Here is a 17,683-nt window from a genome sequence, read left to right as displayed (position 1 = left end):
GAGGATTCGGGGCATGACCCGGACGACGCAAATCGACAAGCCAGGCCAGGACTGGTGGCGTGGCGCGGTGATCTACCAGGTCTATCCGCGCAGTTTTCAGGATACCGGCGACAACGGGGTAGGCGACCTGCGAGGGGTGACCGCACGGATTGACTACATCGCCTCGCTGCACGTCGATGCCATCTGGCTCTCCCCCTTCTTCACCTCGCCGATGAAGGACTTCGGTTACGACATCAGCGACTATCGCGACGTCGACTCGCTGTTCGGCACCCTCGAGGACTTCGACCGACTGGTGGAAGCGGCCCATGCCAGGGGCCTCAAGGTCATCATCGACCAGGTGCTGTCGCATACCTCCGACCAGCACCCCTGGTTTGCCGAGAGCCGCCGGGATCGCGACAACCCACGCGCCGACTGGTACGTCTGGGCCGATCCGCGCCCCGATGGCACTCCCCCCACCAACTGGCAGTCGATCTTCGGCGGTGCGGCCTGGCAGTGGGATACCCGGCGTCGCCAGTACTACCTGCATAATTTCCTGGCCGAGCAGCCCGACCTCAATTTCCGCAACCCGGAAGTGGTCGAGGCCATCCTCGGCGAGGTGCGTTTCTGGCTGGATCGTGGCGTGGATGGCTTTCGTCTCGATGCGATCAATTTCTGTACCCACGGCGCCCTGCGCGACAATCCCCCTCGGGAGGCCCTCGAAGAAGGCTTCATGGGCGTGCGGCCAGACAACCCTTATGCCTTCCAGCACCACCGGCACGACAAGACCCAGCCCGAGAACCTCGTCTTTCTCGAGCGCCTGCGTGCCCTGCTGGACGAATATCCCGGCACGACCTCGGTCGGCGAGGTCGGCGATGATGACTCGCTGACGGTGATGGCCGACTACACCCGGGGCGGCAAGCGGCTGCACATGTGTTATTCCTTCGACCTGCTGGGCGAGCGACACGACCCCGACTACCTGCACCACACCCTGGCCACCATGGAAGCCCGACTCGACGACGGCTGGCCCTGCTGGGCGCTCGGCAACCATGACGTGACGCGACTGGCCACACGCTGGAATGCCGACCGGGATGCGGCAGCCCTGCGTCTCTTCATGGCCTTCCTGCTGACCCAACGCGGCAGCATCTGCCTTTATCAAGGCGAGGAGCTGGGGCTGGGCGAAGTATCGCTGGACTTCGCATCGCTGGTCGACCCCGCCGGCATCGCCTTCTGGCCCGCCTACAAGGGACGCGACGGCTGCCGAACCCCGCATCCGTGGTGTCACGACGCCCCTCATGGCGGCTTCTCGACGACCACCCCCTGGCTGCCCGTCACCACCGAACACCTGGCCCTGGCCGTGGATCGACAAGAGGACGACCCGGACTCCCTGCTCAACGCCTATCGCGACTTCCTTGCCTTCCGCCGGCAACACTCCGCGCTGGTCGAGGGCGATGTCGTCCACCATCCGATACAGGACGGCGTCATGCGCCTGGAACGATACCACGGCAGTGAACGCCTCCTGGTGGCCCTCAATTTCGCCGACGAGCCCCGCACCCTGTCCGCCCCAGCGGCCGTCACGCCGCTGGACGATGTGCCAGCATGCGTCAACGGCCGATGGTCGCCGAACAGCGTGACACTACCGGCACGAGGCATCGCCATCACCGCGGCGACAGTGGGGTGGCCATATCACTGATCTTCATCATGAGGGAGGCTCATTATCGATCATGACACACGCTCCGACGGCCAGTCGGCACCACCGTCCCGGCCCCGCCTCGATGACGACTCCTCCCATACGGCATGGTCAGGGCTGGGCCCGCCCCGGCCATGCCGGTATGCTGGTCACCCAACGCCTTCAGCATGGAATCTGGCTGTGACACCTCCCCCTCGCCACATCACGCTCAAGGACCTGGCCCGCGAACTCGGCGTCTCGACCGCCAGCGTGTCCAACGCCTTCAATCGGCCGGACCAGCTCTCTCCGCGCCTGCGCGAACGCATCCTCAGCGAGGCCCAGCGCCTGGGCTATCAGGGACCGGATGCTCGGGCTCGCACCCTGCGTACCGGTCGTTCACGGATCATTGCGGTCGTGCTCGCCGAAACCCTGACCTATAGCCTGAACGACGCCGTCTCCAGCGAACTGCTGGCCGGGATCACCGAGGTGCTCGACGATCACGGCCATACACTGTTGCTGCTCTCGGGGCGACAGCCCGGCTCTGCTCAGACACCCGGCACGGCGAGCATGGCCGACGGTTTCATCGTCTATGGCCTGATGCCGAGCGTGATGCTGCTCAGCGACCTGCCTGCCCAGCGCCCGCTGGTGGCCGTGGACTTCAACATTGAAGGCCGACCGATGGTGCACATCGACAACGAGCCCGCCAGCTACGCCATTGCCTGCCACGCTCTGTCGACACCGCCTCGCCGTGTGGGCGTGATCACCCTGCGACTCACCGAGACACCCTGCAACGGCCGGGTGACCGAAACGCAGCCCTGGTTGACGGCCGAGCGCACCATCACCCGAGCTCGCCTCGATGGTTTCTATCGCGCCTTCGAGGAACATGGCATCACCCCGTCCTCGGTGCCGGTGTGGAATATCGAGGAGAACACCCATGACGTCTGCGCCCCGGTGATCGCCGAGATCCTCGACCTCCCCGACGACGAGCGCCCGGACCTGTTGCTGTGCATGTCGGACCGTATCGCGCTCACCGCCCTGACCCTGGCCGAGCAGCGCGGCCTGCGTGTCCCCGAGGATCTTCGCCTGACCGGTTTCGACGGCATCGCCGAAGGCCAGTACCGATCGCCTCGACTGACCACCATGCATCAGGATAGTGTCGAGAAGGGACGCGCCGCCGCCCGCATGATCCTGGATCTGGAGCCGCACCGGGCACTGACGCTGAACACCGAGCTGATCGTCGGCGAAAGCTGCCCCTGATCGAGCGGCGACTTTCACCGGGATTGCACGATACGCCCGCTCCGTGAAGGTATCCTGAGGCATTGTTCCCTGCTCGAGGACGACTCACGTATGCGCCCCTCCCGCCCTTCCTTCTCGCGACTCGGCATCAAGCTGTTCGTGATCATACTGGTGGTCAACGTGGCCATCTCGGGGCTGGTGTTCATCGCCGTGTCGCGCAGCCTCGACCAGGGCTTCATCGAATACCTCGACCGGACGCAGACGCGCCGCGCCGAGACCCTGGCCGAAGGCCTCGCCGAGGAATGGTCGCGACGCGGCGACTGGCAGTGGCTGCGTCAATCGCCACGCGCCTGGCATCATCTGGTGCGCCACCAGCTCTGGCCCGGTGATGCGCCGCCACCGGAGGGCATCGAACGACGCCTGGGCGATCCCAAGGACTTCGTGCTCCATGACGCCCGTGGCCTGCCGGTCATCGGGCTGCCACCGGACAACGACCGGGATGCCGCCGAACTGCGCTGGCTGCCGATCATCAGCGACGGCGAACAGGTCGGCACCCTGGGCTACCGACCGCCTCAACAGTTGATGGCACGCATGGACCGCATCTTCCTCTCCCAGCAGCGCCGCAACCTGGCGATCATCGTCGCCGCCCTGGGGCTGGCCTCGCTGCTGCTCGCCGGCGGGCTATCGTGGTGGCTGGGGCGCCGAACCGGCGGCATGACGCTGGCCACCCGACGCCTCACCGAGGGCGACTACAGCACCCGCCTGACCGAGCGCGGTGGCGACGAACTGTCGCGCCTGGCCCGCGACTTCAATGTACTGGCCGCCACCCTGGAAGCCAGCCGCGAGGCCCGCAGCCGCTGGGTCTCGGACATCGCCCATGAACTGCGTACCCCGCTCGCCGTGCTGCGCGGCGAGATCGAGGCCATGCAGGACGGCGTGCGCCCCCTGAGCCTGGACAGCCTCGGCTCGCTGGGCCAGGAAGTCGGCCAGCTCGAGCGCCTGGTCGCCGACCTGCGCCTGCTCTCCCAGAGCGACGCCGGAGCCCTCGAGGTGCAGCTGGCCCCTCTCGACCTAGCCGACAGCCTCGCCTCGCGTCTCGATGAGGCCGAAGGCTGGCTGAACGATGGCGGTTTCACGCTCGAAACCGACATCGACGGCCCCGCCTGGATTCGCGGCGATACCCAGCGCCTTCGCCAGCTCTGGACCAACCTGCTGGACAACACCTGCGCCTACACGCATTCCCCCGGACGGCTGCGGGTCACGCTCACCCGCCAGGGCGAGTCCTGGCAGCTCCATTGGGAAGACAGCTCGCCCGGTGTCCCGGAAGCCGAACTGCCGCGCCTGACCGAGCGTCTCTATCGTGTCGAGGGCTCGCGCAACCGCGCCAGCGGCGGCAGCGGTCTCGGCCTGTCCATCGCCATGGCCCTCGCCCGGGCCCATGGCGCCGACATGACACCCAGCGTGTCGGTACTGGGCGGGTTATGCTGGACGCTGACCTTTCCAGCCATCACCGACCACCAGCTCAGAGGGGATGACACATGACTCGCATCACTACCGACAGCGTCCTGATCGTCGAGGATGAGCCCAAGATCGCCCGACTGGTGGCCGATTACCTGGAGGGCAGCGACTATACCACTCACCATATCGACCACGGAGATGCGGTACTGCCCTGGTTCGAGTCCCTGGATGCCGTCCCCGAACTGGTCCTGCTGGATTTGATGCTGCCGGGCACCGATGGCCTGACCCTGTGCCGCGAGATCCGTCAGCGCTGGCCGCGGATTGCGATCATCATGCTCACCGCCCGGGTCGAGGAGGTCGACCGCCTGCTGGGACTGGAACTCGGCGCCGACGACTACATCTGCAAGCCGTTCAGCCCCCGCGAGGTCGTGGCCCGTGCCCGTGCCGTGCTGCGCCGCAGCCGGGCAGCCGACGACATCCCGCACGCAGGCGGCAATGCCCTGACCCTGGACGACGATGGCTGGTGTGCCATGGCCGATGGGCACGACCTGGCCCTGACCGCGGTGGAGTTCCAGCTGCTGCGGGTGATGATGCACTCGCCCGGACGCATCTTCTCCCGCGAGCAGTTGATGGATCACATGTACCGCGACCACCGCATCGTTTCCGAACGAACCGTGGACAGCCACGTCAAGAAACTGCGCAAGAAGATCGCCGACATCTGGCCGGATCGCGAGATCATCCGTTCGGTCTACGGCGTGGGCTACAAGTATCAGCCCGAAGAGTGAAAGATGACGTCCGGCCGAACCTGATCTAGGCTTGAGCCTTCAAGCAGGGGAAAGCGATATGGGACATCACCGGGACATCATGCGCTTCTGGCGTGACCCCGCTCTGCCGTTTCTCGAGGCACGCCGGGTCACGGACGGTCGTCGCGTCTGCTACGAAAGACACAGCCACGACACCTTCTCGATCGGCGCCATCACCGGAGGCCACAGTACCTACTGGAACCAGGGCCACACGGAGCGCGTCGAACCGGGGACGGTCGTGGTCATGAATCCCGAAGAGGTGCACGCCTGCAACCCCATCGACGACCGCCCCTGGTCGTATGACATGCTCTATCTCGACAACGACTGGCTGGCCGGCCTGCAGCACGAACTCGGCGCGCCCGCCCACCTCGATTTCCAGACCTACTCCGCCCGCTCGAGCCGTCATCCGGCGCTGTATCGGCGACTCGTCAGCCTCTGCGACACCCTGTTCGCCCCCGATGCCACACGCCTCGCCCGGGAAACCCGTGCCACCGAGCTGGTCGTCGAGATGCAGCGCCGACTCGCGCCGCGGATATCGCCCATCGAGGAATCACCTCTCGGCCTGAGGCGAGCCGCAGACTACATCGATGCCCACTGTACCGAGGCCATCGGCCTGGACGACATCTGCCACGCCGCCGGCCTGTCGCGCTCCTACCTGGTGCGCCGCTTCAAGGCCCACTATGGCATGACACCGCACGCCTTTCTCATCAACCGCCGCATCCAGCTCGGCTGTGCCAGGCTGCGTGCCGGCCAGCCCATCGCCGAGGTCGCGGCCGACTGCGGCTTCTCCGACCAGGCGCACTTCCAGCGCACCTTCAAGCGCCTGCGGGCCACCACACCCGGCCATTACCTCGGCGGCACCGGATAGCCGGCGATCTGCCGACAGGTGTTGCGTTACAAGCGTGCCACCACCAGATACCCCGCACTGACCACCAGCAGCAACGCCAGGACACGATTGACCAGGCGTACCTGGGACGCGTCACGCAGCCAGTGGCGAAGACAGGCACCGGCCACGGCCCAGCAGGCGATCGAGAGATAACAGATCACCAGGTAGAGCAGCGCGAAACGCAGGATCAGGCCGACCTCGCCATTGGCGGCATAGGCCCCCATCCCCGCCAGCGAGGCCAGCCAGGCCTTGGGGTTGAGCCACTGCATGATCGCGCCCTGCAGCATGGAGGGCCCTCGGGTGTTCCCGCCGTCTCCGAGCTGGCCATCGTCGACGCCGAGCTTGATCGCCATGTAGCCGAGAAAGGCCACTCCGGCCCAGCGAACGCCCTCGATGATCGACGGCCAGCGTGCCAGCAGCTCATGCAGGCCGAGGCCGATCAACAGCAGCAACAGGGTGAAGCCCAGGGATGCGCCGGCGACATGCCGCATGCTGGCGCGCAAGCCATGGCTTGTCCCGGCGGACAGGGCCACGATGTTCACCGGCCCCGGCGATATCGACGCGGCCAGGGCGAAGGCCGACATGGAAAGCAGCAAGCTGAGCGTCATCATCACGCTTCTCCCGTTTCGACTGGACAGTTCCCGTGCAGGATACGCAGGCCGCGCCGGAGGGTATTGAACGCTATTGCCCTCCGACGCCTCCTCGGTGTTTGCACGCTTGGTACACCGACCTTGCACGCCGGAAACCGATACTGACCTTGTCACTTCAGGACACAAGGAGTCTGTTCATGACGACATCGTTTTCCCGCAAGCTGCTGATGCCTGCCCTGCTGGCCGCCCTCGTCGCGCCGCTGTCGCTCGCCGCCAGCGCTTCCCCCGACCACGCCCCTCGCCACGGTGATCGCCACGAGGAGGCCCGCCAGGCGCTGTTCGAGCAGGCCGGCATCGACCAGCAGACCCGCGACGAGCTCTCCCAGGCCCGCGAATCCTATCACCAGTCGATGGACGAGCTGCGCGCCGAGCATCGCCAACAGGTCGACGAGATCCTCGGGGACGACGGCAAGGCCGCCCTTGCCAAGGCCAAGCAGCAGATGCGTGAAGCGCATCGTGCCGAGCAACGACAGGCGCGTGAAGCACGCATCGACGCCCTGTTCGACGACTGGGAGCTTTCCGAGGCGACCCGCGAGGCCCTGGCCACCCAGCGCGACACCTTCCGCGCCAAGGCCGAGGCCCTGGGGGAACGCGAGTTCGAGAATCCCGAGGCCCGCCACCAGGCCTGGAAGGCACTGATCCAGTCCCATCGCGAGGCCTTGTCCGACTATCTCGACGACGATCAACTCCACGCCCTTCGCGATGCCATGCGGCCCGAAGGCCATGGTCCCGGCCGCCCCCATGATCGTGGACACGACCACAAGCACCCGGGGCCCATGGACGGCTGATCCCGGCCTCCCGTCGCTTCCCGATACGTCCCGTCATACGCCCGGCCCCGCGCCGGGCGTATTGCGTCGGGCCCTGGTTTCTTTTCCCACGGCCCTCCTGCCCACAGGCCCCGCCATTCGGTCGATTCTGCCCTTCGACTTGCAGTCGACGAGGGATGTGCGTATTTTATTTGAACATTCATTTAAAAAAGAGAGCGAAGGAGGATATGTTGAATGTCGGATAACCACGCCATTCCCGAGAAACGCGACCGGATAAACCGCACGGTCTTCCATGGCAGTGTGGCCGGTATCCTGGTCTTCCTGATCCTGACCATGACGTTCACCGAGGAGGCCGGCGCCTTCTTCGACGCCGGCCTGGCCTGGGTGAACGATACCTTCGGCTGGTATTACATGCTGGCTGCGGTGGTCTATCTGGTCTTCGTGATCGTTATCGGTTGCTCGCGCGTCGGCAACATTCGCCTGGGGCCCGACCACTCCCGTCCCGAATTCTCGCTGGTCTCCTGGGCCTCGATGCTGTTCGCCGCCGGCATCGGCATCGATCTGCTGTTCTTCTGTGTGGCCGAGCCGTTGTCCCACTACCTGGCGCCGCCCGACATGGCGCCGGAGAGTGCCGCGGCGATGCGTGCCGCCGTGCCCCAGACCTTCCTGCACTGGGGACTGACCGGCTGGGGCATGTATGTCCTGATGGGCATGGCACTGGCCTATTTCAGCTATCGCCACCGCTTGCCGCTGGCCATCCGCAGCGCCCTCTTCCCGCTGCTCGGCAAGCGTATCCACGGCCCCATCGGCAATGCCGTCGATATCACCGCCGTGATCTCCACCGTGTTCGGCATCGCCACCAGTCTCGGCATCGGCGTCATGCAGCTCAACTACGGGCTGACCTTCATGTTCGGTGTGCCCGAGAGCCTTTCCACCCAGGTGGTACTGATCGTGATGGTGGTGATACTCGCGACCATTTCGGTCGTCACCGGCGTGGAGAAGGGCATCCGTCGCCTGTCCGAGTTCAACATGGGGCTGGCCGCCCTGCTGCTGCTGTTCGTGCTCTTCCAGGGCGACACACTGCACCTGCTCGACGCCCTGGTCCTCAACGCCGGCGACTATCTGAGCGGCTTTGTCGGCAAGAGCTTCGACACCTATGCCTTCGCCGGGTCAGATGCCCAGCAGTGGAAAGGCTGGTGGACCATCTTCTTCTGGGGCTGGTGGATCGCCTGGACGCCCTTCGTCGGCCTCTTCCTGGCCCGCATCTCGCGTGGCCGCACCATTCGCGAATTCGTCATCGGCGCCCTGCTGATCCCGCTCGCCTTCATGATGGCCTGGATGTCGATCTTCGGTAACAGCGGAATCGAGATGGTCGCCAACCAGGGACTGGCGGAGCTCGGCCAGGAAGCGCTCAACTCGCCGCAGACCACCATCTACACCTTCCTCGAGCAGTATCCGTACATCGGTATCACCGCCTCGGTGGTGACCATCCTCGGCATCGTGTTCTTCGTCACCTCCGCCGACTCAGGCGCCCTGGTGCTGGCGAACTTCACCTCGATCCTGTCCGACGTGAACCACGACGCGCCGATCCGTCTGCGCATCTTCTGGTCGGTGGCCATCGGCCTGGTCACGGTGGCCCTGCTGATGGCCGGCGGCCTGTCGGCCCTGCAGAGCGCCGTGGTGATCACCGCCGCGCCCTTCTCGCTGGTGATCTTCGCCATCATGGCCGGCATGACCCGGGCCTTGAAGCTGGAAAGCACCAAGGCCGATGCTCGCCAGCACGTCAGTGGCGCTGCCCCCGGCGGCGACTGGCGCGAACGACTGGATCGTGCCCTGGACACCTCCAACCGCGCAGGCGCCGCCGCCACCATCGAGCATGCCATCCGCCCGGCCCTGCGCCAGTTCGCCGAGGAGCTCGAGGGCCGCGGCCAGGCGGCGACGGTAAACGAGGAGACGGTCGACGGCGAACCCTTGCCCTACCTGACATTCCAGGTGGACTTCGACGATGCCGCCAGCTTCGTCTATCAGGTTCGCGCTCACCGGTTGCGCACGCCGAGCTTCCTGCCGGTGGATGACGACTACTATGTCCGCCTCGATGTCTATCTGACCGAGGGCGGCGCCGACAAGGACCTCAACGGCTACACCCGTGGTCAGGTCATCGGCGACGTGCTTGCCGAATACGAACGCCACCTGCACTTCCTGGCCCTGGCCGGGGAAGGCGGCAACGTGCAGGCCATGCCTGGCTCGGTGGGCGACCCTCCCCAGGACATTAGCCCGGCCTGAGACTGACGCTCTTCACGACGGCGACCCAAGGGTCGCCGTCGTCGTTCACGGCCCCGTGAAGACGAGGCCCCGGTCGGGTAGGCTGAGGAGTATCCCAGCCCAGGAGGCTCCCATGCCCGATTCCCGCTCCCTCGATACATCCTGTATCCGCTACTACCATGCCCATCTCTACTACCGCGATGCCGCCGGCCTGGCCGAGGCAAGGCGGGTCGCCGAGGCGGCCGCCGCGCGCTTCGATATCCGGGTGGGACGCTTTCACGAACGCCCGGTGGGGCCCCATCCGCTATGGAGCTGTCAGCTGTCCTTCGCCCCGGCGGTCTTCGCCGAGCTCGTGCCCTGGCTGGCGCTCAATCGCGGCGATCTGGACGTCTTCGTGCATCTGGGCACCGACGACGACCTGTTCGACCATACCCAGGGCGCGATGTGGCTCGGTCACAGCCATCCCCTCGACCTGAGCGCCTTTGGCGCCTGAGCGGGCACGCAGACACGAGGGGCGCGACCGGTGTCGCGCCCCTCGCTATCGCGTGCGCTTCCTTGACGATCAGAAGAAGCCGAGCGGGTTGCTGTCGTAGCTGACCAGCAGGTTCTTGGTCTGCTGGTAGTGCTCCAGTGCCATCTTGTGGGTCTCGCGACCGACACCGGATTTCTTGTAGCCGCCGAAGGCCGCATGGGCCGGGTACTGGTGGTAGCAGTTGGTCCACACCCGGCCGGCCTGGATGCCGCGGCCCATGCGGAAGGCCACGTTGATGTCGCGGCTCCACACCCCGGCGCCGAGGCCGAACTCGGTGTCGTTGGCGATCGCCAGCGCCTCCTCCTCGTCCCGGAAGGTGGTCACGCCCACCACCGGGCCGAAGATCTCCTCCTGGAAGACGCGCATCTTGTTGTGCCCCTTGAGCAGGGTCGGCTGGATGTAATAGCCGTTGTCATAGGCCGGGTCGAAGCTCTCCTTGCCGCCGCCGGTGAGGAACTCGGCGCCCTCCTCCCGGGCCACGTCCAGGTAGGACATGATCTTGTCGAACTGCTCCTGGCTGGCCTGGGCGCCGACCTGGACGTCGGTGTCCAGCGGATTGCCGCGCTTGATCGCCTTGGTGCGCTCGACCACCCTGGCCATGAAGTCGTCGTACATTGACTCCTGGATCAGCGCCCGTGACGGGCAGGTGCACACCTCGCCCTGGTTGAGGAAGGCCAGCACCAGCCCCTCGACGGCCTTGTCGATGAACTCGGGCTCGGCGTTCATGATGTCGGCGAAGTAGATGTTCGGCGACTTGCCGCCGAGCTCCACGGTGGAAGGGATGATATTGGCCGCCGCGCACTCGAGGATGTGCGAGCCCACCGGCGTCGAGCCGGTGAAGGCGATCTTGGCGATGCGCTTGCTGGTCGCCAGTGCTTCACCGGCCTCGGCCCCGTAGCCGTTGACCACGTTGACCACCCCGGGCGGCAGCAGGTCGCCGATCAGCTCCATCACCTTGAGGATCGACGCCGGGGTCTGCTCGGCGGGCTTGAGGACCACGCAGTTGCCGGCCGCGAGCGCCGGCGCCAGCTTCCAGGTGGCCATCAGGATCGGGAAGTTCCAGGGGATGATCTGCCCCACCACGCCGAGCGGCTCGTGGAAATGATAGGCCACGGTGTTGCCGTCGATATCGGCCGCGGTGCCCTCCTGGGCGCGGATGCAACCGGCGAAGTAGCGGAAGTGGTCCACCGCCAGCGGCAGGTCGGCATTGAGCGTCTCGCGCACCGCCTTGCCGTTGTCCCAGCTCTCGGCGACGGCCAGCATCTCGATGTTGTCCTCGATGCGCTGGGCGATCTTCAGCAGGATGTTGCTGCGCTCGGTGGCCGAGGTTCTGCCCCAGGCCGGCGCCGCGACATGGGCGGCGTCCAGCGCCTTGTCGATGTCCTCCGCGGTGGAGCGGGGAATCTCGCAGAACGCCTCGCCGTTGACCGGACTGAGGTTGTCGAAGTATTGCCCCTTCACCGGAGCGACGAACTCGCCGCCGATGTAGTTGCCGTAACGCGCGGCGAAATCGACCAGGGCATCGGGGGTACCGGGGTTGGCATAGATCATGGCATGGCTCCTAGGAGGTTATCGTTATGAATGACACTCCACAGTCTTGGCCATACAGATCGAGCGGGACATACACCTTTGGCAGGACACCGCCTCCCGGATTGACCGGGAGGCAAAGGCGTTCTTGCTGATGCCCGGCAATCGCCGGGCCCGACACGGTGTCAGCCCTCGGCCGCCATTGCCACGGCCTTGTCACCGCGCTTGATCAGCGCATAGCCCAGGCCGGTCACCAGCGAGCCGGCGACGATGGCCAGCAGGTAAGGCAGTACCGGCGTGATGGCATTGGGGATCAGCAGCACGAAGATGCCACCATGGGGAGCCATCAGCTTGGCGCCGAACAGCATCGCCAGCGCTCCGGTCAGGGCGCCCCCGACCATGCTCATGGGTATCACGCGCAGCGGGTCCTTGGCGGCGAAGGGAATGGCCCCCTCGGTGATGAAACACAGGCCGAGCACGAAGGACGCCTTGCCGGCCTCGCGCTCCGGGTCGGCGAACTTGCTGCGGGCCACGAAGGTCGCGATGCCCATGCCGATGGCCGGCACCATGCCGGCCGCCATGATCGCCGCCATCGGGGCATAGCTCTCCGAGGCCAGGAGCCCCACGCCGAAGGTATAGGCGGCCTTGTTGACCGGCCCGCCCAGGTCGAAGCACATCATGGCGCCGAGCAGTGTCCCCAGCAGCACGGCATTGGCCGAGCCCATGTCCTCGAGAAAGGCCGTAAGGGCAGCGAGAATGCCGGCCACCGGCTCGCCCACCACGTAGATCATCACCAGGCCGGTGACCAGGCTGGCCAGCAGCGGGATGATCAGGATCGGCTTGAGCGACTCGACGCTGGCCGGCAGCTTGACGTAGCGGGTCACCGCCCAGGCCACATAGCCGGCCAGGAAACCGGCCAGAATGCCGCCGATGAAGCCGGCGCCGATGTCGGACGCCAGCATGCCACCGATCATCCCCGGCGCGATACCGGGTCGGTCGGCGATGGAATAGGCGATATAACCGGCCAGTACCGGAATCATCAGTGCGAACGCCGTGCCGCCACCGATTTCCATGAGCGCCGCGGGCAGGGTGCCCTCTTCCTTGAAGGCCTCGATGCCGAACACGAAAGAGAGCGCGATCAACAGGCCGCCGGCGACCACCATCGGCAGCATGAAGGACACCCCGGTCAACAGGTGCTTGTAGACGCCCTTCTCCTTGACGCTTTTCTTGGCCTCACTCTTGCCGGAGGCCTCACCCTCGTGCTCCACCTCGGCCTCCGCCAGGGCTGCTTCGATGGTCGGCCGCGGCTTCTTGAGGGCATTGCCGGTGGAAGTCCGGTAGGTCCGCTTGCCGGCGAAACGGGTGGGATCCACCTCGATATCGCAGGCCAGAATCACCACCTCGGCGGCGGCGATCTCTGCCTCGGTGAGGGCATCCTGGGCGCCCACCGAGCCCTGGGTTTCCACCCGGATCTCGTGCCCCATCGCACGCCCCGCCTCGGCGAGTGCCTCGGCAGCCATGAAGGTGTGCGCCACGCCCGTCGGGCAGGCGGTCACGGCGACGATGCGTTGTCCCCCGGCCTTCCCCATCGGCGCCTCATCCGCCGTTTCCTCGAACTCGAAGGGGCGGGCATCGCGCTCGGCACGCGCCAGAAAGGCCTCGGGATCGGACAGCGCCTGGTCGATCGGCGCCTGGAAGACACGCTTGCCGGCGAAGCGCGAGGCATCGGGAATTCGATCGGCGGCCACCACGACCAGCTCGGCGGCCTCCAGGGTGGCATCATCGACCAGCGTGACGGCCCTCGCCTCGCCATGCGCCTCGACCGCGACTCGCCAGTCCAGTCGTTCCGCGGCGCCCTGCAGGCGGCGCGCGGCGAGATAGGTAGTGGCCATGCCGCTCGGGCAGGCGGTGATCAGGATCACATTCATGCAAGCGCTCCCCCTGCGTCGTCGCCTTCATCCAGGCGGCTCACGCGAGTCTGTCGTTGGAGTTCGGAAAAATCGCCGGCGTCCGGGCGTCCCACGCCGACATGCCGTACGGCCTCGGCGGACAGGGCCGTGGCCAGTCGCAGCGCGTCGTCGGGCGATACCTCCTCGAGCACGCCATGCAGCAGCGCCGCAACCAGGGTGTCGCCGGCGCCCACGGTGTTGACGGCCTCCACCCGAGGCGGCATGGCCTCCCAGGTACCACGCCGACCGAGCCACAGAACGCCCTCGGCACCGGCGGATACCACCGCTTCCTCGACACCGGCATCACGCAGGCGCTGCGCCGCCACGCGACGCGCCCCATCGTCCAGCGGCGCTCGGCCGACCCAGGCGGCGAGCTCATGCTCATTGGGCTTGACCGCCGTGGCACCCGCCGTGATGGCGGCATCGAGCGCCGGGCCGCTGGTATCCACCCATACCGGCAGGCCTGCCTCGCGCCCCAGGGCGACCAGTTCAGCCATCATGGCAGGCGTGACGCCGGGTGGCAGACTCCCGGCGATCACCACCGCCCGGGGCCGCGGAGAGGATGCCTCGAGTCGCCGGGCCAGCCCGTCGATCAGCCGATGCCAGGCATCGGCGCCGATGACCACGCCCGGGCCATTGATGTCGGTGACACGACCGTCATCCTCGGCCAACTTGACGTTGGTACGGGTATCGCCGGGGACCCGCAGGAAGGCATCCTCGATGCCCAGGGTCTCGAAGGCGCGGCGAAAGACACCGTCGTTGTCGGCACCGAGAAAGCCCGACGCCGTCACCTCGTGCCCCAGCGCTACCAGCACCCTGGCCACGTTGACGCCCTTGCCGGCGGCTTCCAGATGTGTCTCGCGCGTCCGGTTGACCTCGCCGGGCGACAGGCGCTCGAGGCCGACCGACAGGTCGAGTGCCGGGTTGAGGCTGAGGACCATGATCGAGGCCATCATGTCTCCTCCAGGGCATCGCGCACCTCGTCCGCGGTGGCCCGGGTCAGCGCTCGTCGCGCCTGATCCCGGGCATCCGCCAGATCGAACTCGCGCAGCCGCGCCTTGACCATCGGCACCTGGCGGGCACTCACCGAGAGCTCGTCGACGCCAAGCCCCACCAGCACCGGCACCGCCGCGGCATCCGAGGCCAGCTCACCGCAGACCCCGACCCACTTGCCATGGGCATGGGCCGCCTCGACGGTCATCTCGATCAGTTTCAACACCGACGGGTGCAGTCCGTCGGCCTGGGCGGAGAGCTCGGGGTGTCCACGATCGATGGCCAGGGCGTACTGGGTCAGATCGTTGGTGCCCACCGAGAAGAAGTCCACCTCCACGGCCAGGCTCGACGCCAGCAAGGCGCTGGAGGGCACCTCGATCATCACCCCCAGCTGGACGTCGGTGGAGCGCTCGTCTTCCGGGAGTTCGGCGAGCAATCGATCGAGCATCCCCCGCGCGATGCGCAGCTCGGCCACATCCTTGACCATGGGCAGCATGATGCGCAGGGGCCTGCCGATGGCGGCCCTGAGCAGCGCCTCGAGCTGCGTTGCCAGGACCTCGGGACGCGTCAACGCCAGGCGAATGCCGCGCAGACCGAGGAAGGGGTTGTCTTCCTGGGGTACCGGCCAATACGGCAACGGCTTGTCGCCACCCACGTCCAGGGTCCGCGCCACCAGGGGACGTCCATCCAGGGCATCGAGCGCCTCACGATACTCCGCTATCTGAGTGTCGAGATCCGGCGCCTCGGCGTGGGCCATGAACAGGAACTCGGTACGCAGCAGGCCGACTCCCTCGGCCCCCCGCGATACCGCATCGACGGCATGCGCCGTATTGCCCAGATTGGCCGCCACTTCGACGCGATGCCCGTCCCGCGTGCCGGCCGGTTCGAAGCGGGCCTCCCAGGCCTCGCGCTCGCGTTGCTCGCGATCCGCCAGTTGCCGCTCGGCCCGTTGGCGTCGCGCCTCCCCCGGGGCCGGCACGACCCGGCCTCGCTCGCCATCGAGAATCAAGGGGGTGTCATTTTCCAGGGACAGGATGCGCTCGCCGGCACCGACCACGGCGGGAATGCCCAGCGCCCTGGCCAGAATCGCGCTGTGGGCCGTGGCGCCCCCCCTGGCGGTCAGCAGGCCACGTACCCGCTCGGTATCGAGGCGGGCCACATCCGAGGGGCCGACATCATCCATCACCAGGATATAGGGATGCGTCGGCGGTTCGGGCAAGGCCACGTCACACAGCCGCCCCAGCACCCGTCGACCCACATCGCGCAAGTCGGCGGCACGCTCGGCAAGCAACCGATCGGCGAGCATTTCCTGGGCCCGGGCGGCGGTATCGATGGCGTTCCACCAGGCGGCCTCGGCGGAATATCCTTCCTGAATACCTTCGCGAGCGGCCTGCCGCAGCTCCGGGTCGTCGAGCATTTCCTCGTGCATGGAGAGAATCTCGGCGACCTCCCCTCCCGGCGCACGACGTGCCAGCGCGGCAAGCTGCTCGCCACCCTCACGGACCGCCACGTCGAGTCGATGCATTTCGGCGTCGGGATCATCGGCGAGCCGGGGATAGTCGAAGCGTGGCATGCGCATCACGAAAACGGGGGCGATGGCCAGGCCCGGCGAAGCCGCTACCGCTTGATATACGGTGTCGTCGGGCAAGGGAGCCGGCGCGTCATCCGTGTCGGTCGCCACGGCCGTCTGCGCGGACTCACGACTGTCGTCGAAAGGCTCCACCGCCTCGCCGAGCCCTTCGGCGACGGCCTTGTCGATGGCCGCCAGGGCCGGTTCGGCGTCCTCGCCCTCGGCGGAAAACACCAACCATTGGCCACGTCGGGCACCGAGTCCGATGACCTTGGTCAGGCTGGTGGCCGACACCGGCTCGGCACCGCCTTCCGCCAACCGCACCCGGATCGGCACGGCCTGTTCACGGGCCACCTGAACGAGTTGCTTGGCCGGGCGCGCATGCAAGCCATGCGCGTTGAGCACCCGCACGCGTTGCGTATGCGTCGACGCCCCCTCGCCGGCCAGGCGCGCCAGCACCGTTTCGGCATCGGCGCGCCGCAGCGTCTCGACTTCGCCGCCATCCAGCAGTGTGGCGAGCCGCTCCAGCAGTTCCAGGTGCGCGTCTTCCCGCGCCGCCAGGCAGAACACGCCATTCACGCCCTCGCCTTGCACCTCGAGGGCAGCGGCAGGGGTCGCCAGCGACAAGGCCGGCACCGAGACGTCGCGACGGGCCATGGCCAGCCAGGCTCCCTGGCCGAGCCGACGGGGAGTCATCCCGGCAATCTCGGCGATGAAGCCATCCTCGACACAACCGGCCTGGCGCAGCCTGGCCGCCCCCGCCAGCGCCAGCTCCCGAATGTCGCGGGCGGGCACGCCCAGGCACAGGGTATCGGCATCCAGGCGGGCCTCGACGGGGGCACGAGATAACAGCGCCACCACCTCGTCGGCATCATCGGCACTGGCCAGGCGCTCGGCGACATCATCACGGTCCAGCACATGGGTCAACTGGCGCAGGATATCCAGATGCTCGTCGTTCTGGGCGGCGATGGTCACCAGCACATGAACTCGCTGTCCGTCGTGCCACTCGATGCCCCGGGGAAACTGCAGCACCCGAATGCCGGTGCGCCGTACGTGGGTGCGGCTTTCCGGCGTGCCATGGGGAATCGCGATGGCATTGCCCAGATAGGTGGAGGATTGTGTCTCCCTGGACAACAATCCTTCCCGGTATGCCGGGTCGGCCAGTTCCGCGCCGACGAGAGCGTCGGCGGCAAGATCCAGGGCCGAACGCCAGTCCTCGGCCCGGCAGTCGAGCAGAATATCGCTCTCGCGTAGCGTCAGCATGCGTATCTCCTGTGCGGTGGTGACGCGAGCGGGATAGCCCTGAAAGCTGAATCGTGTCACCTTGATGATTTCAATGCTGGATCGATTCATACTGTATGGCAAGCTTGAACGTCTACGACTTTGGCAGAAGCCGGGCACGACG

The 17,683-nt window shown here is 66.8% G+C and carries 13 protein-coding genes; 8 read left to right on the top strand and 5 right to left on the bottom strand.

Going from position 1 to position 17,683, the window contains the following annotated elements:
* Positions 1 to 13 precede the first annotated feature (13 nt).
* The 5 genes from LU493_RS03035 (at position 14) to LU493_RS03015 (ending at position 6,010) form a co-directional block, all read left to right on the top strand.
* A complete protein-coding gene (locus tag LU493_RS03035; protein ID WP_275286311.1) occupies positions 14 to 1,669 on the top strand; it encodes an alpha-amylase family glycosyl hydrolase in 1,656 nt (551 codons plus the stop codon).
* Positions 1,670 to 1,846: 177 nt separating this feature from the next.
* Positions 1,847 to 2,902 carry a LacI family DNA-binding transcriptional regulator gene (locus tag LU493_RS03030; protein WP_275286310.1) on the top strand — a complete coding sequence of 352 codons (1,056 nt, stop codon included), beginning with the start codon at positions 1,847 to 1,849 and terminating at the stop codon, positions 2,900 to 2,902.
* 90 nt (positions 2,903 to 2,992) lie between these two features.
* Positions 2,993 to 4,423, top strand: a complete 1,431-nt coding sequence (locus LU493_RS03025) for an ATP-binding protein (protein WP_275286309.1) — start codon at positions 2,993 to 2,995, stop codon at positions 4,421 to 4,423.
* A complete protein-coding gene (locus LU493_RS03020; RefSeq protein ID WP_275286308.1) occupies positions 4,420 to 5,124 on the top strand; it encodes a response regulator in 705 nt (234 codons plus the stop codon). The genes LU493_RS03025 and LU493_RS03020 overlap by 4 nt, the downstream gene beginning before the upstream one ends.
* 58 nt (positions 5,125 to 5,182) lie before the next feature.
* Positions 5,183 to 6,010 carry an AraC family transcriptional regulator gene (locus LU493_RS03015; protein WP_275286307.1) on the top strand — a complete coding sequence of 276 codons (828 nt, stop codon included), beginning with the start codon at positions 5,183 to 5,185 and terminating at the stop codon, positions 6,008 to 6,010.
* A 26-nt stretch (positions 6,011 to 6,036) separates the two neighbouring features.
* Here the strand turns inward: LU493_RS03015 and LU493_RS03010 are convergent, their stop codons facing one another.
* Positions 6,037 to 6,639, bottom strand: coding sequence for a LysE family translocator (locus LU493_RS03010; protein WP_343076078.1), 603 nt, complete (start codon positions 6,637 to 6,639; stop codon positions 6,037 to 6,039).
* A gap of 176 nt (positions 6,640 to 6,815) precedes the next feature.
* On the opposite strand from LU493_RS03010, the gene LU493_RS03005 reads away from it, so the two are divergent.
* From LU493_RS03005 to LU493_RS02995, 3 genes are all read left to right on the top strand, one after another.
* Entirely contained in the window at positions 6,816 to 7,466 is a 651-nt protein-coding gene (locus tag LU493_RS03005) for a hypothetical protein (RefSeq protein WP_275286306.1), read from the top strand.
* A gap of 213 nt (positions 7,467 to 7,679) precedes the next feature.
* Positions 7,680 to 9,728, top strand: coding sequence for a choline BCCT transporter BetT (betT, locus tag LU493_RS03000; protein ID WP_275286305.1), 2,049 nt, complete (start codon positions 7,680 to 7,682; stop codon positions 9,726 to 9,728).
* 112 nt (positions 9,729 to 9,840) lie between these two features.
* Entirely contained in the window at positions 9,841 to 10,200 is a 360-nt protein-coding gene (locus LU493_RS02995; protein ID WP_275286304.1) for a DOPA 4,5-dioxygenase family protein, read from the top strand.
* A gap of 69 nt (positions 10,201 to 10,269) precedes the next feature.
* On the opposite strand, the gene exaC is transcribed toward LU493_RS02995, so the two are convergent.
* The 4 genes from exaC to ptsP form a co-directional block, all read right to left on the bottom strand.
* Positions 10,270 to 11,790: an acetaldehyde dehydrogenase ExaC gene (gene exaC, locus LU493_RS02990; RefSeq protein WP_275286303.1), complete on the bottom strand. Its 1,521-nt coding sequence runs from the start codon at positions 11,788 to 11,790 to the stop codon at positions 10,270 to 10,272.
* 161 nt (positions 11,791 to 11,951) lie between these two features.
* Positions 11,952 to 13,694: a PTS fructose-like transporter subunit IIB gene (locus LU493_RS02985; protein WP_275286302.1), complete on the bottom strand. Its 1,743-nt coding sequence runs from the start codon at positions 13,692 to 13,694 to the stop codon at positions 11,952 to 11,954.
* On the bottom strand, positions 13,691 to 14,668 hold the full coding sequence (gene pfkB, locus LU493_RS02980) for a 1-phosphofructokinase (protein WP_275286473.1): 978 nt from the start codon (positions 14,666 to 14,668) through the stop codon (positions 13,691 to 13,693). The genes LU493_RS02985 and pfkB overlap by 4 nt, the downstream gene beginning before the upstream one ends.
* Positions 14,668 to 17,541 (bottom strand): phosphoenolpyruvate--protein phosphotransferase, encoded by a 2,874-nt coding sequence (gene ptsP / locus LU493_RS02975; RefSeq protein ID WP_275286301.1) that lies wholly within the window; start codon positions 17,539 to 17,541, stop codon positions 14,668 to 14,670. The genes pfkB and ptsP overlap by 1 nt, the downstream gene beginning before the upstream one ends.
* Positions 17,542 to 17,683: the final 142 nt, after the last annotated feature.

It is taken from the genome of Halomonas elongata (genome assembly GCF_029081005.1).
Lineage (GTDB): Bacteria > Pseudomonadota > Gammaproteobacteria > Pseudomonadales > Halomonadaceae > Halomonas > Halomonas elongata_B.
This window is presented reverse-complemented; position numbering and strand designations above follow the sequence as displayed.